General features: G+C 44.6%; 26 protein-coding genes. 16 read left to right on the top strand and 10 right to left on the bottom strand.

Annotated features, from left to right (window positions below):
- Positions 1 to 299: hypothetical protein (locus tag RID09_RS21515; protein ID WP_446337956.1), on the bottom strand; the 299-nt coding region annotated here is incomplete at its 3' end.
- An 85-nt stretch (positions 300 to 384) separates the two neighbouring features.
- Here RID09_RS21515 and RID09_RS21510 point away from each other — a divergent pair.
- The 3 genes from RID09_RS21510 to RID09_RS21500 all read left to right on the top strand — a co-directional run bounded on the left by RID09_RS21510 (position 385) and on the right by RID09_RS21500 (position 4,467).
- Entirely contained in the window at positions 385 to 1,737 is a 1,353-nt protein-coding gene (locus tag RID09_RS21510; protein WP_446337961.1) for an ATP-binding protein, read from the top strand.
- Positions 1,738 to 1,870: 133 nt separating this feature from the next.
- On the top strand, positions 1,871 to 3,358 hold the full coding sequence (locus RID09_RS21505) for a DNA methyltransferase (RefSeq protein WP_446337955.1): 1,488 nt from the start codon (positions 1,871 to 1,873) through the stop codon (positions 3,356 to 3,358).
- Between the two features lie 14 nt (positions 3,359 to 3,372).
- On the top strand, positions 3,373 to 4,467 hold the full coding sequence (locus tag RID09_RS21500; RefSeq protein WP_446337954.1) for a hypothetical protein: 1,095 nt from the start codon (positions 3,373 to 3,375) through the stop codon (positions 4,465 to 4,467).
- Between the two features lie 261 nt (positions 4,468 to 4,728).
- Here RID09_RS21500 and RID09_RS21495 read toward each other — a convergent pair whose 3' ends face one another.
- The 3 genes from RID09_RS21495 to RID09_RS21485 form a co-directional block, all read right to left on the bottom strand.
- Positions 4,729 to 5,757 carry an aromatic ring-hydroxylating dioxygenase subunit alpha gene (locus RID09_RS21495; protein ID WP_446337953.1) on the bottom strand — a complete coding sequence of 343 codons (1,029 nt, stop codon included), beginning with the start codon at positions 5,755 to 5,757 and terminating at the stop codon, positions 4,729 to 4,731.
- Positions 5,758 to 5,987: 230 nt separating this feature from the next.
- Positions 5,988 to 6,506 carry a type IV pilin-like G/H family protein gene (locus tag RID09_RS21490; protein WP_446337952.1) on the bottom strand — a complete coding sequence of 173 codons (519 nt, stop codon included), beginning with the start codon at positions 6,504 to 6,506 and terminating at the stop codon, positions 5,988 to 5,990.
- 112 nt (positions 6,507 to 6,618) lie between these two features.
- Entirely contained in the window at positions 6,619 to 8,574 is a 1,956-nt protein-coding gene (locus RID09_RS21485) for an FAD-dependent oxidoreductase (RefSeq protein ID WP_446337951.1), read from the bottom strand.
- A 106-nt stretch (positions 8,575 to 8,680) separates the two neighbouring features.
- Here RID09_RS21485 and RID09_RS21480 point away from each other — a divergent pair, with 106 nt between their 5' ends.
- Positions 8,681 to 9,454: an ABC transporter permease gene (locus tag RID09_RS21480; RefSeq protein WP_446337950.1), complete on the top strand. Its 774-nt coding sequence runs from the start codon at positions 8,681 to 8,683 to the stop codon at positions 9,452 to 9,454.
- Positions 9,455 to 9,732: 278 nt separating this feature from the next.
- Positions 9,733 to 10,620 (top strand): ABC transporter ATP-binding protein, encoded by an 888-nt coding sequence (locus tag RID09_RS21475; RefSeq protein WP_446337949.1) that lies wholly within the window; start codon positions 9,733 to 9,735, stop codon positions 10,618 to 10,620.
- A gap of 167 nt (positions 10,621 to 10,787) precedes the next feature.
- Here RID09_RS21475 and recR read toward each other — a convergent pair whose 3' ends face one another.
- From recR to RID09_RS21460, 3 genes are all read right to left on the bottom strand, one after another.
- The gene (gene recR, locus RID09_RS21470) at positions 10,788 to 11,420 is read right to left on the bottom strand and encodes a recombination mediator RecR (protein WP_446337960.1); all 633 of its coding nucleotides are present in this window, start codon (positions 11,418 to 11,420) and stop codon (positions 10,788 to 10,790) included.
- Positions 11,421 to 11,522: 102 nt separating this feature from the next.
- On the bottom strand, positions 11,523 to 12,290 hold the full coding sequence (locus RID09_RS21465; protein ID WP_446337948.1) for a THxN family PEP-CTERM protein: 768 nt from the start codon (positions 12,288 to 12,290) through the stop codon (positions 11,523 to 11,525).
- 203 nt (positions 12,291 to 12,493) lie between these two features.
- Complete coding sequence (locus RID09_RS21460) at positions 12,494 to 12,661, bottom strand: hypothetical protein (RefSeq protein ID WP_446337947.1); 168 nt, start codon at positions 12,659 to 12,661, stop codon at positions 12,494 to 12,496.
- Positions 12,662 to 12,698: 37 nt separating this feature from the next.
- Here RID09_RS21460 and RID09_RS21455 point away from each other — a divergent pair, with 37 nt between their 5' ends.
- From RID09_RS21455 to RID09_RS21440, 4 genes are all read left to right on the top strand, one after another.
- Positions 12,699 to 13,982 (top strand): valine--pyruvate transaminase, encoded by a 1,284-nt coding sequence (locus RID09_RS21455; protein ID WP_446337959.1) that lies wholly within the window; start codon positions 12,699 to 12,701, stop codon positions 13,980 to 13,982.
- A gap of 84 nt (positions 13,983 to 14,066) precedes the next feature.
- Positions 14,067 to 15,371: a glutamate-cysteine ligase family protein gene (locus tag RID09_RS21450; protein ID WP_446337946.1), complete on the top strand. Its 1,305-nt coding sequence runs from the start codon at positions 14,067 to 14,069 to the stop codon at positions 15,369 to 15,371.
- A 43-nt stretch (positions 15,372 to 15,414) separates the two neighbouring features.
- On the top strand, positions 15,415 to 16,101 hold the full coding sequence (locus RID09_RS21445) for a class I SAM-dependent methyltransferase (RefSeq protein WP_446337945.1): 687 nt from the start codon (positions 15,415 to 15,417) through the stop codon (positions 16,099 to 16,101).
- Positions 16,102 to 16,500: 399 nt separating this feature from the next.
- The gene (locus RID09_RS21440; RefSeq protein WP_446337944.1) at positions 16,501 to 17,394 is read left to right on the top strand and encodes a hypothetical protein; all 894 of its coding nucleotides are present in this window, start codon (positions 16,501 to 16,503) and stop codon (positions 17,392 to 17,394) included.
- Positions 17,395 to 17,434: 40 nt separating this feature from the next.
- Here RID09_RS21440 and RID09_RS21435 read toward each other — a convergent pair whose 3' ends face one another.
- Positions 17,435 to 17,935 (bottom strand): hypothetical protein, encoded by a 501-nt coding sequence (locus RID09_RS21435; RefSeq protein WP_446337943.1) that lies wholly within the window; start codon positions 17,933 to 17,935, stop codon positions 17,435 to 17,437.
- A 103-nt stretch (positions 17,936 to 18,038) separates the two neighbouring features.
- On the opposite strand from RID09_RS21435, the gene RID09_RS21430 reads away from it, so the two are divergent.
- Together RID09_RS21430 and RID09_RS21425 are read left to right on the top strand one after the other, a co-directional pair.
- A complete protein-coding gene (locus RID09_RS21430; RefSeq protein ID WP_446337942.1) occupies positions 18,039 to 18,206 on the top strand; it encodes a hypothetical protein in 168 nt (55 codons plus the stop codon).
- Positions 18,207 to 18,261: 55 nt separating this feature from the next.
- A complete protein-coding gene (locus tag RID09_RS21425) occupies positions 18,262 to 18,714 on the top strand; it encodes a DoxX family protein (RefSeq protein ID WP_446337941.1) in 453 nt (150 codons plus the stop codon).
- 160 nt (positions 18,715 to 18,874) lie between these two features.
- Here the strand turns inward: RID09_RS21425 and RID09_RS21420 are convergent, their stop codons facing one another.
- Positions 18,875 to 19,741: a shikimate dehydrogenase gene (locus RID09_RS21420; protein ID WP_446337940.1), complete on the bottom strand. Its 867-nt coding sequence runs from the start codon at positions 19,739 to 19,741 to the stop codon at positions 18,875 to 18,877.
- 175 nt (positions 19,742 to 19,916) lie between these two features.
- On the opposite strand from RID09_RS21420, the gene RID09_RS21415 reads away from it, so the two are divergent.
- Positions 19,917 to 20,768 carry a hypothetical protein gene (locus RID09_RS21415; protein ID WP_446337939.1) on the top strand — a complete coding sequence of 284 codons (852 nt, stop codon included), beginning with the start codon at positions 19,917 to 19,919 and terminating at the stop codon, positions 20,766 to 20,768.
- A gap of 99 nt (positions 20,769 to 20,867) precedes the next feature.
- On the opposite strand, the gene RID09_RS21410 is transcribed toward RID09_RS21415, so the two are convergent.
- Positions 20,868 to 21,953 carry a metal ABC transporter substrate-binding protein gene (locus RID09_RS21410; RefSeq protein WP_446337938.1) on the bottom strand — a complete coding sequence of 362 codons (1,086 nt, stop codon included), beginning with the start codon at positions 21,951 to 21,953 and terminating at the stop codon, positions 20,868 to 20,870.
- Positions 21,954 to 22,046: 93 nt separating this feature from the next.
- On the opposite strand from RID09_RS21410, the gene RID09_RS21405 reads away from it, so the two are divergent.
- From RID09_RS21405 to RID09_RS21390, 4 genes are all read left to right on the top strand, one after another.
- Positions 22,047 to 22,841: a metal ABC transporter ATP-binding protein gene (locus RID09_RS21405; protein WP_446337937.1), complete on the top strand. Its 795-nt coding sequence runs from the start codon at positions 22,047 to 22,049 to the stop codon at positions 22,839 to 22,841.
- Between the two features lie 130 nt (positions 22,842 to 22,971).
- The gene (locus RID09_RS21400; RefSeq protein WP_446337936.1) at positions 22,972 to 23,859 is read left to right on the top strand and encodes a metal ABC transporter permease; all 888 of its coding nucleotides are present in this window, start codon (positions 22,972 to 22,974) and stop codon (positions 23,857 to 23,859) included.
- A 559-nt stretch (positions 23,860 to 24,418) separates the two neighbouring features.
- Positions 24,419 to 24,643 (top strand): type II toxin-antitoxin system Phd/YefM family antitoxin, encoded by a 225-nt coding sequence (locus RID09_RS21395; protein WP_446337935.1) that lies wholly within the window; start codon positions 24,419 to 24,421, stop codon positions 24,641 to 24,643.
- Positions 24,643 to 25,032, top strand: coding sequence for a type II toxin-antitoxin system VapC family toxin (locus RID09_RS21390; RefSeq protein ID WP_446337934.1), 390 nt, complete (start codon positions 24,643 to 24,645; stop codon positions 25,030 to 25,032). The genes RID09_RS21395 and RID09_RS21390 overlap by 1 nt, the downstream gene beginning before the upstream one ends.
- Positions 25,033 to 25,365: the final 333 nt, after the last annotated feature.

Below are 25,365 nucleotides of genomic sequence, written 5' to 3'. Positions count from 1 at the left end.
GATAACTGATAACTGATAACTGATAACTGATAACTGATAACTGATAACTGATAACTGATAACTGATAACTGATAACTGATAACTGATAACTGATAACTGATAACTGATAACTGATAACTGATAACTGATAACTGATGACTGATGACTGATAACTGATAACTGATGACTGATGACTGATGACTGATAACTGATGACTGATAACTGATAACTGATGACTGATAACTGATAACTGATAACTGATGACTGATAACTAGACTAAATGAGGTATAATATAAATACTGCTTTTTAAACGCAATCATAAATAAAATGCTGCCTTGACCAATAGATAAATCTTGATAACCTAGACGCCAGTGATGTCATGGAGAAAACAATGAATAGTAACCAATCAGTAAAAAAAAACTCAATGTATCCTCAGACACATTAACCGAAGCCATTAGGGATCATATTCAAAAAGCTCAAGAGCGCTTAACACAGAATCAACCTGAAGTTGAAATTTCACCGGATCAATACTCAATTCAGCTAACTGAGACCGTTGCTGAATTATCAACCACCCTAGAGGAATTACAAGTTGCTGTCGAAGAAATCCAAGAACGGAATCAGGAACTCGCAGCGGCGCATCAAGCCACAGAAGACGAACGCCAACGGTATCAAGAATTATTTGAATTCGCCCCAGACGGCTATGTGATCACCACCGCATCCGGTATAATTCAGGACGCCAACCACGCTGCCGCCACCCTACTGAATATAGAACAGAGGCGTCTAATCGGCAAACCCCTCGGTGTTTTTGTCGCCTCCACTAGCAAATCCACCTTTCTCACTCAGCTAAACCGACTAACCCATTTATCCTCCGCCGACTTTCCCAAAACTCTGCTGTACAGAGACTGGGAACTATTCCTGCAACCGCGCCAAAGCGAACCTTTTCCGGCGGAGATTTCCATCTCTGCTGTTCTCAACCCCCAATCTGAAATCGTGGGATTGCGCTGGTTAATTCGAGACATGAGTTATCGCCATCAGGTAGAAAGCTTACGCCGAGAATTAGAAGCAGAAAAAGAATTAAGCGAACTCAAATCACGCTTTATCCAAACCGTCTCCCACGAATTCCGCACGCCGCTAAATATGATTTACGTTTCCGCGCAACTCCTCGCCCGTTCTCACGACGGCTTGAGTGAGGACAAATGCAATCAGTTGATAAAACGAACCGATAAAGCCGTGCGGCGGATTACTAAAATATTAGATGATGTCCTAGTCTTTAGTAAAGCCAGCGCCGACAAACTCGAATTAAGCCCTACATTAATCGACATAGAGCAATTCTGCCAAAGTGTGGTAGAAGACTATCAAGTCTTAGCAGGTAGCGGTAAAACGATTCACTTTAACTGTCAAAGGAGAAATCATAGCGTTTGCCTGGATGAAAAACTCCTCTATCAGATATTAGGCAACTTATTATCCAACGCGATTAACTATTCCCTACCAGACAGTACAATAGAGTTATCGTTGACCTATGAGGGGAATAATGTATGCTTTCGGATGCAGGATCAAGGGATTGGCATTCCCAGAGAAGACTTATCCCACCTCTTTGACCCCTTCCATCGAGCGAGAAATGTCAGCAACTTACCCGGAACCGGACTAGGATTATCGATAGTACAAAAAGCCGTCGAATTACATGGCGGGACAATTAAAGTAGAGAGTGAAGTTGACGTCGGCACAACATTCATCGTCACCCTACCTTTAGGCTCGTAGTTCGTAGTTCGTAGTTCGTAGTAAAGGATGCTAGCCCTATCATCGTAACGCCGAAACCATCAACGCAAACCCCAAATCAAACCTCCCCCACCCCAACTCCAAAACCTGATAAAACCAAACTCAAACAAACCGAGTGTACAAACAACTAACCCTAGAATTTGCCAACAATCCTGAACCATCCCCCCAAAGCATCACTCATCCCAGCGGATATTCAGGCTGGTACAGACTACACAAATACTGGGGCAAAAAACCCCACGAACCCCTCGCCCTAACCATCCAACAACTAACCCAAGAAAACGATATCATCTTAGACCCTTTCGTCGGTTCCGGCACAGCCGCCCGCGAATCCCGGCTGCGGAAACGCCGTTTCATCGGAATAGACATCAACCCCATCGCCACCGAACTCACCAAACTACTCATCTCCCCACCCGATTACCCCCTCATCCGCGATGCCTTCCTATTCCTAGAAAAAACCCTCAAACCCCGAATCAACCAAACCTATCAACTCAAAGATGGAAGAACCGCATCCCACTATCTTTGGCAAAACAACCAATTACGCCAAATTTGGTTATCCGGCAATCGCAGCACCACCCGGTTGGTACTCCCCCCCACACCAGAAGACCTTCAACTCATCCAAACCTTTTCAACCTACAAAAGCAGAATCATTCGTCCCCCTAAATTCTTCGCCAACAGCCGCATAAACGCCTCCCCGCAACTCTCCCTATCCGACCTAATCACAGGTCGCGCCCAACATAACCTGGACTTAATCATAGACCACATTAACCAACTCCCCCAAGCCGCTCAACCCGCGATGAAGCTATGCCTAACCGCAGCATCTGGACAAATGACCAAAATGGTATTCGCCGTTACAGGCAGAGGCAAAACCAACGGGAATCGCTCAAAAAAAATAGAAGTCGGGAGTTGGGTAATTGGCTACTGGCGACCCCCATTACACTTTGAAGTAAACGTTTGGAACTGTTTCGAGCGGCGCGTTACCAAACTCTTAAACGCCATCAAAAACGGTGATCCATTACAAGGCAGCACTATCTGTGAAACTCTCGATCAATTCTATCAAAACAACGCAGAATGTAGCATTATTTGCGCCCCTTGTCAACAAGAACTAAAAAACCTGCCCAAGAAATCAATCAACCTAATTATAACCGATCCCCCACACAGCGATCGCATTCCCTACCTAGAACTCAGTGAACTGTGGAATAGCATCTTAGGAATTGAACCCAACTTTGACTCAGAAATTGTCATCTCCAATGCCAAAGAACGCGCCAAAACCGCCACCCTCTACAATCAAACCATGAGCGCCTTCTTTACCGACTGTTCCGCCATTCTACGAGACGACGGCTTCCTCGTCTTACTTTATAATGCCAGACAACAGGAACACTGGGCATTTATCAAACAACTAATAGATAGCTCAGAACCATCATCAAACCTAAACTACCTCGGACAATTCCCCTGTAATTATTCAGCCCGTTCCGTTGTCCAAGACAACAGAAAAGGGGCTCTTAAGCATGATATTGCCCTAGTTTTCGGCAACCCTAACGCTGATTTAAGCAAGATTTCGCGATTAAAAACCATTCGCGGTTGGTCAGATACTTTTCCAGGTTAGAAAGGATTAACCCAATGGATTTTGATACAGCCCAATCCTGGTTTCGAGACAATCGCATCAGAGAATTATTCCAAACCAATGACGGACTACGTTTTCTTAAGCTACGTTCCTTATCGCGCCGTGAACACTTATACCAATTATTCGCATCCGCCGCTTTAACACCCCAATCCAACTCAGCACGAGATTTATTGAAAGAAGCATTTAATACCGCCTCGATTAATGACACCATTATTAATTCCACCATTCAACAAATTTACGCATCAGAGCGAGAAGCACGTCGTCAACAAGAGCCAGAACTCGTTAATCAACTCTATCGTCTCGATGTTTTTGACTGGGGTGGACTGCATCAAAATAGCCTGGAGAGAACAATTATAGACAACTACGTCAAAAAAATCCATAACTATGATCAACTCTCAAACAGTATCGAGAATGAGCTTCACTATAGTATGCGAGGTTACGTTTTATGTTCATGGTACAATCATTGGACATCAATAATAATTGAAGATATTTTTCGGGATCATGATAAGGTATTACCTGCGGTAAGCTTAATCAAAAAAATAGACTTTTTTATAAATGGTATTCCCTTTGACTTGAAAGTCACTTATTTTCCTGAAGGATACATCAAACAGTGCCGTCGTTCAGAGAACAAGCGTCCAGAACTTACACGGTTGAAACAATGGGCGCGTCAGCATCAAGTCCCATTTAGCACTAATATTCCTGACAGTCAATTGCTCTGCGACTTATGGAAAAAAGCCAGTGATCATCCGTCAGAAGACGCCCAAAGCTTGCTCTCTGAACTCAGCAATTTTAGGCAAAAACTGATTCAAGAAGCAAAGACAAACCCCGATAATCTAATCAAATGGCTTTACGAAAATCAAGGTATCCGTCGATTTGACGCCTCGAATCGCTTGTTCTTAGTTCTCATTGACCCCTCAGATTTCTTTCAATCCTGGAAATTGAAACGCGCCAAACCACTTCTCGACTCTAGAATAACAGCTTACTTAGATAAAATCTCTTCATCTCCCGGACGAACCTTACACTTCACCTGGGAAGGAAAAAACTACACAGTCATATCAGAGGCGATAATTATTACTAAACCGCCAGGATAACGTCGTTCGTAGTAAGGGATGCAAGCCCTATCATCGTAACGCCGACACCATCAACGCAAAATATACATTAAACCTTAAGAAAGGGCGGGTTTTGCCACAAACATTATCAACAAAATTCACAATTCATACCAAATCCGCCTTTATCACCCCCTTTTTCCACGGCGATTGAAATCGCTGCTACACAAACAAAGTCCGCCTGCGCGGACTAGGTTATAACGGGGGTAGCTAACCCGGATTTGATATCAATCCCTAAACCCGCCCCTACAATTCACCCTGCTTACCCATCAACCGTTGCACACTCACCAACGCCCGATTTAACTCATACCCCTTTCGTTCAGGATTCGCCAAATATGCCAGTTGTTCCTCCTCAATCATCTGCACATCCTGACGCACCAATCCATCCAATAACCCCTGTGCTGAACCGAATAAACTATCCTTAATCCACCGCCGAAACCAAATCGGTAACTTATGCAACCGCCAAAATGCATTTAGCGACGTGAAATGAATCAAATAAGCACGAGTTTTCCGCAAATTCACTGGACACAATAAACAGTAAATCTTAAAATCCTGTCCCAAACTTGACACCCAATGGGGATAAACATAACTCACATCCAACGGTTCCGGGTGCAAGCGGCGTAGCGCCGGAAAAAACAACTGAGAAATCGACCAAATTTTATCAATTTTATAATAACTTTTTGCCTGATAATGAGCATCCACCCGATGATCATCTTCATCGATATCCGCCAAAACCGGATCAGCCCAAGCTTGCCAATCCTGATGTAAATGCCCATGATACATATCCATCAAATTTTCGATTAGAAAGGAATAATGGGCATTACAGTCAATCGTGGAAACCGTAGCAATATAATTAAGATGCTCCCACTCTGGTATTGCCATCGGTTGTCGAATTTCCCCAGAGTTATCCCCTGGAAATAGCCAAATAAACCCATCCTTTTCCTGCACCGGATAGGCGCGAATTTTACAACTCGGCAATTTTTGATGATCAGCTAAATAAGGAACAGATGCACAGTCTCCGGTTGGTTTAAACTGCCATCCGTGATAGACGCATTCCAACAAATCATCTTTAATTTTACCGTGACTTAATTTAACTTTTCGATGAGGACAACGGTTTTCTAGGGCATGAATTTGACCTGTACTATCTCGATAAAGAACAATCTCTTGATGCCAAAGGATTACTCCTAGGGGTTGAGATTTGACCTCATCACTACGGGCGACAACATACCAATGATTTAAATTAATATCGAGTTGGCGAATATCTAGATTTTTCATAATAAGTCATATTTAATCGTAATTATAATTCAATTTGACAATACCCTATTGGCGTGACACAGCTAACATGGTGGAAGAGAGTTTATGGTTAAATCGGGCGCAAAGCTTTCATTGGTGTCAACTTAAATGTTGATCTGACCCCACCCTAACCCTCCCCTTATCAAGGGGAGGGAACAAGGAACTTGAATGGCTTTAGCGCACGTCGGGAGAGGGCGCACGTCGGTGCGCCCCTACAATATTTCTTCGCGATCAAAATTGGTTAACGCATGAGAACCAAAGGGACATAATACACCAGTTGAAGGAAAAGTCGGTGCAGTTGGAATAACAGGCGCAGACGTGGAAGGTAAATTTGTTTCACAAATCCCACCAATCCCTTTGATAATTTCACCCAATGACAAAATAAAAGCAGCCCCCGCATAACTTTTTAGCTGCGGGTTTTTCGCTTGGGCAATTAAAATCATACCCTGACGCGGATTCTGTGCAGGTAGCATCAGATAACGATAATTCTCCGTTTCCTGGAACCCAGCCAGATTTAATTCGGCTAAGGTTGTGGCAAACTGAGAATAGTTAAGAAAATAATTCAATTGCGCCAGATTGACGGCATTTAAATACTCTTGCACCTCAGCTTGCTGCGCCAAGGCTGCTGTTGTCTGCGGAATGTATGGAGGAGACTCCTGCGCCTGTACTGTTGGCGAGATTCCTGCGAATAAAGTAATCAGTCCTAATTTCGCGATCGCACCTCTAATCATAGCTTGTTCCTCTCCATTGGGGATAGGGGATTGGGATTAGGAAAGTTCGGGTTGGTGGGCAATGCCCACCCTACGGTGTATCAAAGGTTTCTGACAAATGACGAATGACAAATCATATCGAAAAAATCCCCTCTGGATTCACCGATAACAGCGATCGCCGTTGCAATCCTTCTCGGTGTATAATCCCATTAGCCGCCAGGAATCCACTACTCACCGCCCGTTCCATTAAGCCACAGGGAAAGGGCATTTTTACCCAGTCTCCGGCAAAGAAGAGATTCGCCACACCCGAATCCGTTTCTGGGCGTTTCTGATAACTACCTGGTGGATAACCGGAGAAGTTTTTTTGATTCACTAATTCTCGGTGTAACATCGTCGCCGTTTGCAATTGTGGCACTATTTCATAGATTTCCTGTTCAAAGGTAGTTAAGAGAACCTGCTGATTGGGAAACTCGTCTTCCTTATAACAATAAGCATGTAACTCTACCACACTTCCCCCAGTTTTTTCATGCCACTGAATATAATCATCTTGGATGCGGTGATACAGGGCAATACTATCGGTGAGACGATACCCAGAAAGGGAAGTAAAATTACTATGCTCCCAGGCAAAATCTTGATCAAACCAAAATCTGGCAACGGCAAAAGGATCAGCCACGGCTAATTTTTCTACCTGAGTTAATACCTGCTGATTCACATCCCCTTGTGCCAATTTAAACAGATGTTGTACACCGGGAACATCGGTGGCAAAGACATAATAATCTGCCTGAATGGTTTCTGTGGATATTTGGGGTGAATCCGGACTAGGAATTCCCACCAGTTGCACTTCATCCTCCTGGCGTTGAATCATTTTAAACCGGGGTAAATCCCGTTTCGCCGGTCCTGAAATCACCTGTCCTTGGGAATTATAAACCGCCCCATGACAAGGACAGAGAAACTGACCATCAGCTTGGGGTTGTACTGTACAGCCTTGATGGGTACAAGTCAGAGAAATGGCTTGGTTCTCTTCTGGAAATAAGGCAAACATGGCATCCCCTGCGCCGTAATAGTCAACGTTAGCTTCTATTTCATCGGTTACCTGATTTTGATTCCGCTTCACCCAAAACGGCACAGGGGTTTGAGCCGTTCCCTGCTGATAACTAAGAGAATGAATCTGTCCATCTTGCCAATTAATGTTACTCACTGTTGCTTCAGTGACAATTTTTCCCTGCTGATTTTGAATGGCTTGGGCAATTGGTTCAACCAAACTCCTACCCATATCTTGGCGCGTCCCATTAAACGCTAATCCTTCCGGATTGCCAAAAAAATAAAAATGGAAAAACTGCATTAATTCTCCCACACTTAACCGATCCGGTGCATTCAGACTGGATTTAGCAAAGGGTAAAAAATACAGATCATAAAGTCCTTGGGGAAACTCACCTTTTATCCAATCAGCCACCGATAATTGATCGAGGCGCTGAAAAGTATCGGGAATTTGGAAGCCACCAATTTCCCGGAAAACCTGCCAATGTTTCAGCTTTGTCAGATTAATCCCCCAACGCCAGCGATTTGAAGACGCGATCGCTAAATCTACCACATTCCAGGGAAACGCTGAACGGCTGGGGCGAAAGACTTCCGGCTGATACTGATTATCCCGGAAAACCACCGAATAAAATTCCAGGGAACGGAAATGATCCTGGATGTCCAACTGGGCAACCAAACGATTCAAATTATAGTAGTGAGGGAAAAAGCCATGGAACCCATGTTCCATCCGCAGGGATTGATCACCCACCTGAATCTGCCAGCTAGCAATCTTACCTCCCAATTGAGGCGATCGCTCTAATAAGGTTACATCAAAACCCCGTTGACTCAACTCATAAGCACAACTAAGCCCCGCCAATCCTGCACCCACAACTACCACAGACTTAGAGTTAGTCAGGTTTCGGGGCAAATCTAGGGTATCTAGCTGAATAATCGTCGGTTGAGGTTTTGCCCAGCGAGAATATCCGATGACACTACCCACCCCGGCGACGCCAATGAGTTTCAGGGCGGTGCGTCGGGAAAGGTAGAGAGAGTTTAATTTGTCATTGGTCATTGTTTAGGAAACAGGGAACAGAGAACAGGGAATGGGGCGGGCGCGAGTTGCATCTGGGTGAGGCAAGAAACAATAATAGTGAAACCCGCCCCGACAGAAAATTTAAATGAACTATTGGCATGAAACATTTGCTGTAGCCCAGCGCATTTTAATTGAACTGGGGCGAAGACGCCGCAGTTTAGTGTTTTGGGGGATTTTCCCCATTTCCGTATTATTACTCAATGGTTATATTTTGGCAGAACGCGCCCAATTGTCGATGGCGCAAGCCTTTGAAAATGCCGCCCCCTCGACGTTGGCAGGTGCTGCTTTGTTTTTTAGCTGTCTGGGGGGTACGGTAGCGACGGTGGTGGGAGAACGGGAACAGCAAACCCTTAAACGTCTGTTCATTTCTCCGTTAAGTGGCATTTCCTATTTTCTGGGTATCTTTTGCGCCCATAGCGCCATTGCGGGGGTTCAAGCCGTTTTGGTTTACGCGATCGCAGCATGTTGGGGTGCTAAATTTCAGGGGTCTCTACTTTTAGGAGTCTTGATTATTCTACTGAGTATTATGGCGTATGTGGGAGTGGGATTCATCCTCGGTACCCAGTTTGCCCGTCGCACAGAGGATGTAAATGCCTTGGTAGCGGCGTTTGGCGTACCTCTGCTAATTTTAGGGGGCGCGTTTTTACCCACCTCCCTGTTCCCCGACACCTTACTAAATCTCGCCCAATTTAACCCGATTTACCACATCAACGAAGCGCTGCTGGCTGTTTGGGCAAATGGCGAGGGGTTGGCAGATATTCGGGAGCATTTTGGGTTTTTGGGCGTATTTGCCTTAATTATGGTAGTAGCCGGGTGGTTCTCCTATCAGCGGATGCTCAGGGTTGAGCGAAGGTTATGATATCAGAAAAATAATTCCATTCTTCGTCGGGGCGCACCGACGTGCATTGGTGTCAACTTAAGCGCCAAAAGCAGGGGAAGCAGGGGAAGCAGGGGAAGCAGGGGGAGCAGGGGGAGCAGGGGAAGCAGGGACACCCTCGCTGAAAATTAGGATGGGCAAGGGTTGTGGCTTAAGTTGACACGCATGACGGATGGTGCGCCCTCCCCCAACATGCGCCTTTCCCCAACATGCGCCCAGATTAACCCCTGATAGTGTGAAAACATCTCATTTTAGTCATTGTGCTAGATATCGAAAACCTCTGTAAATCCTACGGGAACCGCCAGGTTCTGCAAAATCTCACCCTACATATTCCCCCCGGAGAAATTTACGGGTTACTTGGACCTAATGGTGCAGGAAAGACAACCACAATTAATAGTATCTGTAACTTACTCAAATCCGACAGTGGCAAAATCACGATTAATCACCAACCCGTCTCCGAAGCAACAAAAACCTTGATTGGGATTGCCCCCCAAGAAAATTTATTGTATAAAACATTAACCTGTGCCGAAAACCTGCATTTTTTTGCTCGAATCTATGGCTTAAGTAAACGACAGAGACAGCAACAAGTTCATGCCTGTTTAGACGCGGTTAACCTCTTAGATCGAGGTACGTGTCCCGTTGAAACCTTAAGTGGGGGAATGCAGCGACGGTTAAATATTGCCGTGGCGCTGGTTCATCAGCCGAAACTGGTAATTTTAGACGAACCCACAACGGGTTTAGATATTGAAGCCCGGTATGAAATTTGGGACTTGATTCGCCGTCTCCAACGTCAAGGATTAACAATTTTGTTAACCACTCACTTACTCGATGAAGCCGAACGCCTATGTCAGCGGATTGGCATTCTCAAAGGAGGTAAAATTGTCGCCGAGGGTAATTTAGATACCCTGCGTCAAAAGATTCCTGCCCAAGAAATTGTGATCATACAAACACCGGAAGAGGAACGTGCGATCGCGCGGGCGACAGAACTCGGTTTCACCCATCGACGTTACGGGAATGATTTAGCCTTTTGGTTACCCGAAGCTTTAGATTTAAAAGAAATTCTTGAGCGATTTGAGGGGATTTCTCTAGATTCAATTACTCGCCAACCTGTACGCTTAGAGCATATTTATATCGAAGTGACTCGATGAAGCAAAGGGCAGAATGAAAGGAGTTTCGCTATATATGGCACAGCAATGCCGTGTCCCTACCCAATCAATTATCCCTTCGGTTGTGGTAGGGGCACGATACTATCGTGCCCTAATCTAGCTGAATATCCTATTTCTTAACAAATGACAAATAACTAATGACGAAATAACTAATCCAACTCCCGCCGCCCTTCCAACGCTCGTGCTAACGTCACCTCATCCGCATATTCCAAATCTCCACCCATGGGTAAACCAAAAGCAATTCGAGTCACCTTAGTAAATGGTTTCAACAGTTGACCAACATACAGCGTCGTCGTTTCCCCTTCCACACTCGGACTAATCGCTAAAATCACCTCTTGAATCTTATGCTGGCTAACGCGGCGCACCAGTTGTTCAACGTGCAATTGTTCGGGTCCAATTCCATCCATGGGAGAAATCACCCCACCGAGAACATGATAATTTCCCCGATACTCCCGTGTTTTCTCCAACGCAATCACATCACGGGAATCCGCCACCACACAGAGAGTCGTTTTATCCCGATTCGGATTACGACAGATATCACAAACGGATTCAGCCGACAGGTGAAAGCAAACCTGACATAAGCCAATCTGCTTTTTTGCCTCAATTAAAGCCTGCGCCAGGGCTTTGACTTCATCCTCTGAGCGCTTAATAATATGTAATGCCAATCGTTGAGCAGTCTTGGGACCTACTCCAGGTAAGCGTTGTAGTTGCTCGATCAGTCGAGCTAGGGGGCGTGTGTAAACCGTGGTTGTTCTCCCAGTCTGTGCATTTACCTTACCTATAGTACGCCAAGGCTAAGGTGACTTGATCAAGTAAGCCCAATAACGTAGAAATCCCCACACATTGAGTCTGGGGATTATCTATTCTAATTTTTTCTCTATAGATTAGTGTAGCTTTTGCTTTTGATTACGACGCCCCATGATATAGAGACCCAAAAGACCTAGACCAACCATAGCCGTTGGTTCAGGAACTTTTTCAGAAGGGGGAGTCGTGATTTTAGCAAAGAGTGTGGCTGAATTTGTGCCATTTTCTGCGGAAACGAATTCACCAACAGGATCTCCAGTAACGGAATCACGGAACCCAAGTAACTCAAGGGTATAGTCAACTCCGCCAATGTTAAAGGTTTCTGTGGGGAAAGCGCTAGGGAAGGTGACGATATCAGCGCAGGGAGGACTACCAACCTGACAGGGACCAGCATTTGGCGTATTGTCAATCGCAAAATTGAATGTGAATGTTTGTTCTACATCTGGACTGCTGAAGTCCAAGGTAATTCCCAGGTTAGCTGCGTCTGCAACTGGGGAAAAGGTTGAAGTGACATTATTGAAGTGGCGCAGGGTTCCCAACTCAAACATATCGCCCACATCAAAGGTTTTAGTTGTGACCCCAGTAAATCCCAGTCCGCTTTTGGCATCACTGCTGCTAAATGGAACACCCCACCGGACTTGGCTTTCATTGCCTACATTAAAAAATTCAACAGTGTTGCCACCTGGAGGATTTACTGTAATTCCATTATCCAAAAGCACATTGCTCCAACTGCCAGAAGAACTAGCTAAGGTGAGCGCATCTGCCGAAGAAGCTAAACATCCCAGGGTAGCTGTGATAGCTACACCAGCGATAGTGGTTTTAGCTAATGTAGGCAGATTAAATTTCATAATTATTTTTTCCAAAGATTATATGTAAATAGTAGATAATGGATTGAAATATTTGTCAAGATAAAATGGATAATTTCACAGGATCTTCATAATGGAAGTCTGAACTTCATAAACCCTTCATAAATCTGTTTTAAATACCAGCCATACGCATCAGTTATACTGTCCACTTCCCCGGCTGTTCTATCCCTTGTAGGATGGAATATCTAGGGTTCTATTGGGTCAACAAGGGGCGCGATCGCACTCTCATGGTGCTTCGTATTCCCATCAACCCCAGGCAAATCATTGGATGCACAAAAAGCTAAAAGGTTAAATTTGCGGTTAAATGAATAAAGCCCCCAGCGAATCAGCAAATTTGATTCAATTCGCGGCAAAGTAAGTTAACCTCTGTAACGAGTGCGATCGCGCATGATAGAACCGTCTCTAACTCAATTCGGCACTCAGATGTCCAACCTGACGGGCGTCCGGGCTATTATGAAAGATATTATTGAAACGTTACGAGCAGGTCAGGGACAGGATTTTATTAATCTCAGTGCGGGAAATCCGGTAATATTGCCGGAGGTGGAACAACTGTGGCGAGACTGTACCGCCCAACTCTTGGCAAGTCCCGAATACGGTGAAGTGGTTTGCCGCTATGGGTCATCTCAAGGATACCAGCCATTGATTGACGCGATCGCACGGGATTTCAATCAGCGTTATGGGTTAAGCATAACTGAACGTAATATCTTAATTACTCCCGGTTCTCAATCCATTTACTTCTATGGGGCGAATGCCTTTGGCGGTTATACCCAAGCCGGTGAGTTAAAACAAATTGTTCTCCCCCTGAGTCCCGATTATACCGGGTATGGCGGCGTCAGCTTAACCCCAGAAGCGGTAATTGCCTACAAACCCAGCCTGGATATTGATGAAGCGGCGCATCGCTATAAATATCGTCCCGACTTCAGCCAATTGAAAATTAACCAAACGACAGGATGTGTAATATTTTCTCGTCCCTGTAATCCCACAGGTAATGTTCTCAGTGATAACGAAGTGCGAAAAATTGCCGAACTCGCCGCACCTGATCATGTGCCGGTGTTCATTGACTCGGCGTATGCGCCGCCATTCCCGGCGTTAAATTTTACCGAAATGACACCAATTTTTGGTGATAATATTATCCATTGCCTGAGTTTATCCAAAGCCGGATTACCCGGAGAACGGATTGGCGTCGCTATTGGTGATCCGAACCTGATTGGTATCTTGGAATCTTTCCAGACGAATCTGTGCATCCATTCCTCCCGCTACGGACAAGCGATCGCAGCACGGGCGATTAATTCTGGCGCATTGGCTGAGATTTCTGTTAATGTGATTCGTCCTTATTATCAACACAAGTTTGCCGTCTTAGAAACAGCGCTGAACCAATTTATGCCCAAGGAGTTACCTTGGTTTTTACATCGAGGTGAAGGCGCGATTTTTGCCTGGTTGTGGTTAAAAGATTTACCGATAACCGATTGGGACTTTTATCAACACTTAAAGCAGGTGGGGGTAATCGTCGTTCCCGGAAATACCTTTTTTCCTGGATTACGGGAAGAGTGGGAACACAAGCATCAGTGCATTCGGATTAGTCTCACCGCCAGCGATCGCGAATTAGAAACTGCCATGCAACGGTTAGTTCAAGTGACACAAAAGGTGTATCAGCAAGCCGTGGTGGAGGTTTAAGGCTCGTTCCTAGGCTTTGCCTGGGAATGCTCTTGGGGAGGCTCTGCCTCCTTTAAATAACTCAGTAACCCTGACCACTATACCATGAAACTAAGCAAACGTCGCATCGGTTTAGAACAAGAATTTTTCCTCGTAGACGAAGCGGGAATGTTTTCCAATCGTGCGGATGAATTCTTACAGAATTGTCGCCAAGAAGCCGAAGCCATTGGTCTGAATCCAGATTATTTTATGCCAGAGTGGGTGAAGGGAATAATAGAAATTAATACCCCTCCTGCCCATACTCCCACAGAATTAGCAACAGCCTATATAAAGAATTTACAACTGGTATTACAGGTGGGGCAAAAGATGCATCTGCGGCTTTATCCCCTATCCAGCTATCCGTTACATTTAATTCCCGTCATTCGAGATAAATTAAGCTATCATGTCCAGGTTCGCACCGTTGGCTATGACCGATTTTTGAATGCCGGTAAATGTACGGGGACACATTTACATTTAGAAGTACCGCCAGGAGTTATTGATTCCCGCGTCGGTGTTTCTTACAACAGCAGCGCCGCCGAACGCGAGGAACTAATTAATATTTATAATTTAGCCACAGCATTAGATTCCGCACTCATTGCCTTGGGACGCGCCTGTCCCTTTTATGAAGGAGAAGCCACGGGGCTTGCCTATCACATTGTCCGCTATCGCGGGAGTGACCGATTTGGCTGGGAAGGGGTTTACACTAACTTACAATCTGTCGGCGGTTTAATGCCTTATGCGGATTCTGTGGAACGTTTAGTTGAGTTGCAATTTGAACGCTATTATGCATGGCTAGCCGCGATGGATCAGGCTGGAGTTGAGCGAAATTTGTTTACTGAGGGCGGCGGAAATTTACTAAAAGCGGGTTGGAATCCGGTTCGGCTTAATGCATTAGGAACAGTGGAACTAAGGGGAATTGATAGTAACTATCCAGACGTGATTTTGACAATTATCAGATTAGTTTACAATGCAGCTCGGCGAGTTAGACAGGAAGGAATAATAGTTAGACCTGCTCAAGGCGTTCATACCTTTGAGTTACGAGGGGATTGGCTATTTGTGCCAGATTTTGACTATCTTAATGGGGAATTGTTATTTGCCGCTGTGACGGAGGGGGTGAAGAGTTCTAAGGTTACGGCTTATCTGGATTCTATTTTAGAGTTTGCCATTCAAGATGGCAGTGAGGGAATTAATTACCTGGAAAAGTTGAAATCAGATTGGGGTGAATATCAAACAACAGAAGCAGAAATTTTGCAACAATTTGCCCCCGCAGGCGCTCAACTAGAAAAGGAGGAAGGGTTACGGCTGGTGCGCGAAGCTTGCGATGAGTTAGAAGCACAGGTTGCATCTTTTTCGCAAAAGTATTCTGTTTAGGTAAAATCTGGTTCAGGTTTAATTATAATTGGGGTAAAAATTAATGAATACTGATCAAATTCGTCAAACTTTTGAAAATACAGCCATAGTATATGACGGTCTAATTCCTAAACTGATTCCTCACTATCATCAACAAAATAGACTGCTGCTCGATTTAATTCCGTTTGACCGTCAGCGTCCCTTGAATGTTCTCGATTTAGGTGCAGGGACAGGAGTGTTGTCTTCTCTGATTCTCCAGGCGTTTCCCTCAGCAAATGTGACAGTATTCGATCTGGCAGAGAGTATGCTGGAAACCTGTCAGAGGAACTTGTCAGCGTTTCGCGATCGCGTAACCATTCAACAGGGAAATTTTGCCCGTGATGATATAGGCTCAGGCTACGATCTGATAATATCTGGATTGGCAATTCATCATTTAGATCATCCAGGAAAACAGAGGTTATTCAAGCGGCTATTTCAGGGGATGAATCCCGGTGGAATTTTCCTCAATCGCGATATTGTTATCAGCCCCACCCCGACTCTAACCCAGCAGCATCATCAGCTTTGGTGTCAGTATATTGAGTCTCAGGGAGAAGATAGCAATTACTGGTTTGCTAAATATCTAGCGGAAGATATTCCGGCATCCGTTGAAGACCAGTTAAAATGGCTCAGGGAGGCAGGATTTGAGGATGTTTCCTGTCACTGGCGCTATCTTAACTTTGCGATTTTTGGATGTCGAAAACCTAATCAATAGGTAGGCAAAGGTTAAGGAGAGGATCGTTATTTTTAATTTTTTGTAAGAATTATAAAACTTTCTTCCCGCCAGAGATTTTAATTCCTAGTATCACCCCCTTTTGAGGAGGCGATTGAAATCGCTGCTACACTTGCCTTGCGTCCGCCTGCGCGGACTTTGTTATAAGTAGTCGGACAAAAGAAAAGCGATACCTTGATCTGACCCCACCCTAACCCTCCCCTTATAAAGGGGAGGGAACCGGGAGGGAACTCGAATAGATCCCCTGTACAATTCTCCCTAAAAGAAATAACGGATCAGTTTCGCGGCGTGAATTACTGATCTAAAACTGGGTGTGACACTCCTGATTCACAAAAGTAATGATGAGAGTAGTAGATGTAGCCAAGTGTCTTGAGAATTGTCATGAAAACTGCCACATTAGAACGTTCAAAGGGACGCTTAAGTTCAGCATCAAAACCGATTAAGCGGTTAACCCAAGGAGACTTCACGCAGCGGTTTGGTCGTTTCCTCCTCTGTCGGAGAATATATAGTTTTCTCCAAGCTAGGCGACAGCGCCTAAATCCCGATTTCTATAAAAAACGCCTGAAGATTGCTGCCGATTCAATGTTTGACGGTGTTTCCCTAGATAGATGTGTCCAACAACTGCGTCATGAAGGAGTAGGATTTGGTCTACATTTATCGCCGTCAATGGTAAAAGAAATCTATCAATATGCCATAAAAACACCTTGTATTGAACCTGAGTCTGACGACGACTTTTTCATCGAAGAGGTAATTAGAAATGGTCGAATGCGAGGTGAGCATTCAGTGCTGCGTGCCTTGGTGCGTGATGCAATGGATTGCGAAGCCATTCAAAAAATTACCCAAGATCCTCTGCTGTTGCAAATCGTTAAGGACTATCTGGGGTATTGGCCCAATCAAATTAGCCAGCATCTGACTTGGAGTTTAGTTTCAGATCTGAGAGAACCGGAAATTAGACAGAGTTATCCACCCACAAATTTTCACTATGATATCGCTGGGTACAACTTTATGACCGCCTATTTTTATATCACCGATGTGAATGCTGATTCTGGCGCTCACGTTATGATCAAAGGCTCTCATAAAAAAAAGCCACTTTACATGACCTTTTCTGCGGGTCGTCAGTCGGACAAGGCTGTGCTTAATTATTACGGGCAAGACAATCAACTGATCATTGAAGGAGAAAGTGGATTTGGTTTTGTTCAAGATCCTTCCTGCATTCACCGCGTAATTTCTCCCGTTAAAGCAGATAGACTACTGCTGCAAATCCGGTATTCTTAGACCCGCTCAAACAAAAACCATGTATTTAGATTACAGAATTTCATTCCTCTAAAGCGTCTGGCTCAGTCAAAGCAGTTTGCCACCAACTTAGTAAAGGATGGTTTTTACGCGGTAAATACTTCCCCTTGAACCGAATTGCTTTGAGTGCATCTCGTAATATTGAAGCATCAAGAGCGACTTTCTCTGACCAATGCTTAATTATCTCTGGAGTTGATATAATTTGAAGCTGCGAGATCTCCCGTTGAATAAACGAGATTGCTCTCTTATCGTCAGTTACTATTGCCCATCCTCGGTGAGACGCGATCGCACAGCAGGCAGATTCTCCATCATCGCCCAGTTCAAAAACATAGTTGACAAATGATGTCTCCTCTGGTTCTGATTTAAAGTCCACCACAATCAGTACACCCTGGGCAATGGCAGCCTCGAACTGAGTCGCTCCCTCGTTCTCTTCATTCTCAAGACGTTGCAGTGTCTTCAATTCGCGCTCTAGCACAACTTGGGGAACTGCAACTTGAGCCGGAATAGCCTGCAAAATTTCCAAAAGATGACCCGATGCACTAAAGTTTAAAATGCAGCAGGCGTCAAGAAGAATGGATGAGCTAAAAATAGTCTATCAAAATACTCAAAGATATCGAAAAAAAATTGTGGCTAATTTTCGTCCATCTAATGAAGAGTTTTCTCTGTTAGAGGAAATTGAACTGTTAACGGTCACTCTTCGGGGCTATGCCAATCAAATTCAGGCGCAAGGCAGGAAATGCGATCGCGTTTGTGGGTGGCACCTGATGAACAGTTTAAGAGCTAACTCCCGATAGACGCGCGATCGCGACTCAGCCTCTATCCTGTGATCGTAAGTTTCCTCTATTCCTTATGTCTCAATCACCTGACAACAGTTATCGCCGCAAAGAAATCCTTCGGGGTGTTCTTGCTGTATGTACCATCATCGTCGGTATCACCCATTTCCTGAAACCAGAACAATATGCCCGCATCGTTCCTCCACCCTTTCCGCCCTTGACATCTGTCTATGTGAGCGGTTTCTTCGAGATTCTCGGCGGTATTGGCTTAATGATTCCATTTGTCAGCGTCGCCGCCGCCTGGGGACTGATTGCTCTGTTTATTGCGGTGTTTCCTGCCAATATCTACATGACACTGCACAACATCAAGATTGAAGGAATTCCCCACAGTCAATTGTTTTATTGGATTCGGCTACCCTTTCAAGCCGTGTTAATAGCTTGGGCTTATTGGTATACTCGCCAACCGGAAAAACAAGCTGGCGCATCAGCCGTCGCTGAAAAAATTAAGCCTTTAATTAATCGATTATGATAGAAACCCTTCCCCTTGACAACCGTCATCCCCCCTGGCTTAACCGCTTTTGATTTAATTAAGGATAAAATCAGAAAAAACGTTAATTCTGGGGATTGGGTGAAATATGGGTAGAGGCGTTTACAGTTTGCGTCAAAAGTTAATTTCCCATATTTCACCCCTACGAGGAAAAAATTTGTTGCAGGGATTCTCGCATAATTTCAACAGGTGCTGTTTGTCCTAACCAAATCTGTAACGCGGCTGCACCTTGTTGCACTAACATTTCCAAGCCGTCAATGGGAATCGCGCCTTGTTGTTTCGCTTGTTGTAGAAACTTTGTGGGATTTGGGGTGTAAATTAAATCATACGCGATCGCGCCCTTGGGCAATCCCTGGATTATTTCTTCATCCACAGGGGATTGATCGATATGAGGAGACATCCCCACAGGCGTTGTATTCACCAGTAAATCGGCTTGTTGTAGTAATTGTGGCATTTCCTCCCAGGGATAAGCCTGTAGAATCTTAGACAAGGGAGTATCTGCCCAACTTTGCTGAAACTGACTTAACTTATAGGGATTACGACCCACAACCCAAATCTCAGGACAACCCAACTGCATACAACCCACGACAACAGCGCGTGCTGCACCGCCATAGCCTAATACTACCGCTTTGGTTTGATGCCAATCTCGCTTATATTGGTTCAGGGGTGCGATAAACCCTAAGACATCTGTATTCGTCCCACTCCACCCTTTATCAGTACGCCAAACGGTGTTCACCGCACCCACGAGTTGGGCGATATCGGATACCTCCGATAACAGGGGGATAATGGCTTGCTTATGGGGAATCGTGATATTAAAGCCTTGCAAACCCATCGCCGCAAACCCCGCCACGGCGACATCTAAATCCTCCGGTTTAACAGGTAGAGGGAGATAGACATAATCCACACCCAACTGTGCGATCGCGCGATTGTGCATAATTGGTGATAGAGAATGCTCCACCGGATGACCAATTACGCCCAAGAGTTTAGTTGTCCCTGTAATCTGTTGCATTCTGTTATTTTATCAGCCCCTGGGATAAGCTGAATCCGGCTCAATGACTTTTCCGGAATATCTAATCAACTGGGGTAATTAAGCTAAGGTGTAATAGTACCACCAATGATACTATTATTTCAGATTAATCTGTTCACAGTTGCCAATGAATCACCCAATTCAATAATTTTCTGATATGCTGCGAAAATTTATCATCATTTTCATGTCTTTGGCATTGTGTCTAACCACCCTAGCTTGTGGTTCGCCTTCCGTCACCCAAACTCCAAATCAGACGGTAAATGTTACCTCAAATGCCCAGCAGTTTAGTAATGGGAAATATCCGGTTCAACAAGCCACTTACGATGATGTCAGTGGTGAATATAACCTGATGTTGCTGAATACGCCAGCCGGTACACCCCCTGTTTTTCGTAGTCCAGATTTGCGATTAGCCCGTCTAACCGATGAGGAAATAGCGGCGGGTAAAAAGGCTTATTTGCAGATCGAAAATGGTCAAGCCGATATGTACTTGAGTGAGGACTTTCGGATTGAATATGTCCATAACGTTACCGAAACCCAAACGAATACTCAAACGGGTCAACCGGAAACCGTAATTGTGCGGCGGGAATCCAGTTTCTGGACACCATTTGCAGGCGCTATAGCGGGTCAAGCCTTGGGGAGTTTATTATTTCGACCCAGCTATTATGTACCCCCTGTTTATCAACCGGGTGGGATAATGACTGGATATGGTGGATATGGAAGCACCTACTCGCAAGCGGTAGACCGATATCAAGCCCGTCATAATCAACCACCACCTGCGGTAAAAAATCGTCAAGCCTTCCGCAGTACAGGTCAATTAAGACGCTCATCTGATACATCTGCAACGGCTGACAAAAATCGCCAAAAAGGTAATCGGGCGACAGGTTCAGGTTTCGGGTCTAGTAATTTGCGCCCTTCTAATAAATCTGATTCGACGCGCAGGAATCGTTCCGGTGGTTTTGGTAGCAGTTCTGGCAGCCGTCAGCGTTCGACGGGAAGGAGACGGCGTTAAATTGTCTTATGTCATTTGTAGGGGCGGTTAATGGGACAATTGTAGGGGCGGGTAATGGGACAATAGACATAAGACGAATGACGATCTCCACCGTTAACATTAATTGCCCCCGTTTAGAAATGCTTGATAATCGCCCCCCAAGGCTTCTACAATAGTACGGGTATTAGTAATCAGCATTTTGACATAAGTATCCGCTTCACTTCCGGGTGCGCCGAGGGAATCAGAATAAAGTTCGGATGGTGGTAATTTGACTCCCGCTTCTGCTGCAACCGTTTTAATCAGGGCGGAGTTAATCGTGGTTTCGGCAAAAATAGCGGGAACGCCTGCTTCTTTTACCGCATCGGATAGGGTTTTCACGGTTTGGGCGCTGGGTTGTTCTTCGGTGCTAATACCAATCAGAGTACCAATTACTTCTAATCCATAGGCTTGAGCATAATATTGAAAGGCGTCATGGGTGGTTACAAGTTTACGCTGATTAGCAGGTATGGTTTGAATCTGTTGAGTAATCCACGTATCAACCTGTTCCAATTCAGCCGTGAGTTTGGCGGCGTTGGCGGTAAATTTGTCTTTGTCTTCCGGTGAAAGTTCAATTAAGCGATCGCGTATCGCATTAACCATTTTAATCCCATGATCTGCATCTCCCCAAACATGAGGATCGGGTTCCTTTTTTCCCTGATACTCAAAATCTAATGGCGTTACAACTTCCCCAACAGCAAAGGTTTTGGCATTTACCCCCGCCGACTGCATCAGTTTAATCAGTCCCGGTTCTAAGTTATAACCGTTGTAGAGAATTAGATCCGCTTGTTCTAAGGCAATTGTATCAGCGGGTACGGGTTCGTAAATGTGAGGATCAGCACCGGGTTCGAGGATTCCAGTTAGTTCAATCTCATCTCCCCCGACTTGTTCTGTCCAGTCGGCGATAATGGTACTTGTGGCGACAACGTTAGGTTTGTCCTCTGCATCGGTTCCTGAAAGATTTGGATTTGTCGCCTCACAGCCACTGATCCAAAGTCCCAGAATCACCCCAGCTAATTTAAGTATGCCACGGTTGTAGGTTGGGTTTCGTTCCTCAACCCAACTAACGTTATCAGTCGAACCCGCCCCTACATCTGTACACCCCTGCACCCTTGCACCTCTGCATCCCTGCAACTGAGTTCTACCCTGCGAGTGAGTAATTACGTTCATTTAGTTTATATATTGATTCTCATATTGTTTTCATTTTTGAGGATACAATATTTTCATAATTGTTTCATTTTTTAAAATCTCTCTGGTTTGATCATGTCAATGGTTATCTTGAATAGCAACAACCACAACCCCCAGCGCGATCGCGCCATCGTCCGCCAGGAACCCCTGAGGATTGGACACCTTAGTGTGCAGTACCGCCTCGTCGAAGCGCTAAAGGATATCACCTGTCAGATTCAACCGGGGCGACTGACGGGAATTATTGGTCCCAATGGCGCGGGAAAAAGTACGCTGATGAAAGCGATGCTAGGGTTAGTGCAGACAAGCTGTGGTACAGCGATGTATCAGGGGAAACCCATGATGGATCAATTAGACAGAGTAGCTTATGTACCCCAGCGATCGCAGATTGATTGGACTTACCCCGCAACGGTGTGGGATGTGGTATTAATGGGGCGGATACGCAAGACGGGATGGTTTCGGCGTTTCTCCAGCGTATCCCGACGCATCGCCGCCCAATCGTTAGCGCGGGTGGGTATGAGTGAATTTCGCGATCGCCCCATCGGTCAATTATCGGGGGGACAGCAGCAGCGCGTCTTTCTCGCCAAAGCGTTAGCTGAACAAGCCGATATTTTCTGTTTTGACGAACCCATGGCGGGAATCGATAAAAAAACCGAAGCCATTATTTTTGAGATTCTCCACGAATTAGCCGATTCCGGGAAAACCGTGTTAGTGGTTCATCATGATTTAGGGGAAGCGATTACAAATTTTGATGATTTAATTTTATTGAATCGGGAATTAATTGCCTCAGGTTCCCGCCACCAGGTAATGCAGGCAAATAACCTACAACGTGCTTATGGGGGTCAAGTCGTATTTTTCTCAGACGCTGCTTAATGTTTGAATTGTGTAGGGGCGGGTTTAGGGATTAAAATTGATTGTTTTTGTTAACGTTTCTACAAAACCCGCCCTGGCTAACGTTTTAGGTATTTAACAAATGACAAATGACATCAACAAATGACAAATCATGCTTGACCTTTTAATTGAACCTTTGCAATACAGCTTTATGCAGCGATCGCTAATGACAGCCGTCTTAGTGGGAATCGTCTGCGCCTCGGTGGGAAGTTACCTCATGGTACAACGCCTCGCCTTACTCGGTGACGCGATTAGTCATTCCGTATTACCGGGATTAGCGATCGCCTATATCGTGGGCGTGGATATCTTTCTGGGGGCGTTTTTGGCAGGTATTGTCAGTACAATCGTGATTACCTGGATCAGGACGCGATCGCAGATTAAAGAAGATGCGGCGATGGGAATTGTCTTTTCCGCCTTCTTTGCCCTCGGTATTACTTTAATCACAGTTATTCAAAAAGACAATAAGATTGACCTAAATCACTTTTTATTTGGTAATATCCTCAGTGTTACGGGAGAGGAAGTGATTAATACAGCCATTATTACCGCCATTGTCCTCGCCATTGTTTTATTGCTGTATAAAGAATTGATGTTTTATACCTTTGACCCCGTAGGCGCAAAAGCGGCGGGATTACCAACAAACTTGCTCAACTTTGGTTTAATGATTTTGATTGCCCTAACAATTGTAGCCAGTCTCAAAGCCGTTGGGGTAATTTTGGTCTTAGCCATGCTAATTACACCAGGGGCGACGGCTTATTTATTGGTGACAAGGTTACACCAGATGATGCTTTTAGGTTCAGGAATTGGCGTAGTTGCCAGTATCAGTGGTATGTATTTGAGCTATTTTTTCAACTTACCGTCAGGTCCTGCTATTGTATTAGTCACGTTTGGATTTTTTATGCTGGCGTTTTTATTTAGTCCGAGTCAGGGAGTTTTGACTCATCCAAGAGTTCAGTCTAATCAGTCACAGATTTGGCGGGAAATTAAGGGATTATGGCGATGAAATGAATCTGTAGGGGCGGGTTTAGTCACTAACTTAGCTAGTCACAGATAAATAAATAACAAAACCCGCCCTGAGTCAGCAAATCCTGTCTTATATCGAAAATGGGAAACGTAAAGTAGATGCTGAGAGGGAGTTACCCGCATTCGCCGGAGTCTACCGAAAGCCTATTGACTATTTTTACGAGACATTGGAATTATCCACTACCTCACAAACTTCGCCAATATCCCTGATGCCATCTGTTGCAACAGTAAACTTTGAGGCTCTTACCAACCGAGATAAACTCCAGCTAGCGGCTGATTTGATTCACCACGTTTTACAGGAAACTCAGTAGTAGCGTGGCACACCTAATTTGATGGATTAGCATTGTAGAGGCGCACACCCCCATTGTGCGCTCTTCGGTGACGAAATGTATTGCGATTATGTCCGATTATGGGTAACGTATATACTGTAGTCTATGCTATTTTATTTCCGTTACAGTTCAGCCGCAGTAACGCATTCGACCTGCTTCAGTTGGGAAATAAATGGTAGAATTTAACCTTAGAAAAAAGAGGATTTATCTATGGAAACAATAGATATCAATCAAGCCCTGCAAAAAATTAATCAACTCCTTGAAAATGCCTCACTTGGTACAGAAATTATGATTACCAAGAATGACCTGCCAATGGTTAAATTAGTATCGCCGTATTCTCGACAAAAAAGACCCCCCCTTTTTGGTAGTGACAAGGGGATGATCTCCATAACCGATGACTTTGATGAACCCTTGGAAGACTTTAAAGATTATTAATGAAATTTATTCTGGATACTCATGCTCTGATTTGGTTCTTTTCTGGTCAATCTAATCTCAGCAATACTGTCCGCGAACTGATGGAAGATACTAATCATGAAAAATTTATTAGTATTGCCAGCGTCTGGGAAATGGCAATTAAACAAAGCAAAGGAAAATTAACTCTTTTAGTTCCCCTTGAAAATTACATTACGCAAAAGATAAACTTGGAGGACTTTGCATTGCTTTCTATTCAGTTAACTCATCTGGGAATAATTTCAAATTTACCGTTTCATCATAATGATCCTTTCGATAGACTTCTCATTGCACAAGCTATTGCAGAAAATATACCAATTATGAGTAGAGATGGGGTATTTGATGCTTATCCAGTCAAGCGCATCTGGGATTAATCATCGTAGATAATCGGATTATTGAAAGCATATTCTAGAGATTAGGAATCTGCTGGGCAAACCAAACAGCCGCCGCGCCGTTGGTTTCCTGTTCAAGACGGGCAAAGGTTTGTTCAACTAACGCGATCTCTAACCCATCCAATGCCCTAGAGACTTCACTTTGTTGATATCGACCATCAGCTTACAGACAAAATGCTATCACCCTAGCGGCTGACACATCAATCACCCAGTATTCGGGAATTTCTAAGTTGGCATAAATTTGCTTTCCCGAATCTGAGTCAGAGTTGCCATATCACCCAAGTGATGACTATTTTAAGTCTACTGTTGCAAATT

It is taken from the genome of Coleofasciculus sp. G1-WW12-02, assembly GCF_040219735.1.
GTDB lineage: Bacteria > Cyanobacteriota > Cyanobacteriia > Cyanobacteriales > Coleofasciculaceae > Coleofasciculus.
The sequence above is the reverse complement of the archived record's forward strand: the minus strand, read 5'-3'. Positions and strand labels throughout refer to the sequence as shown.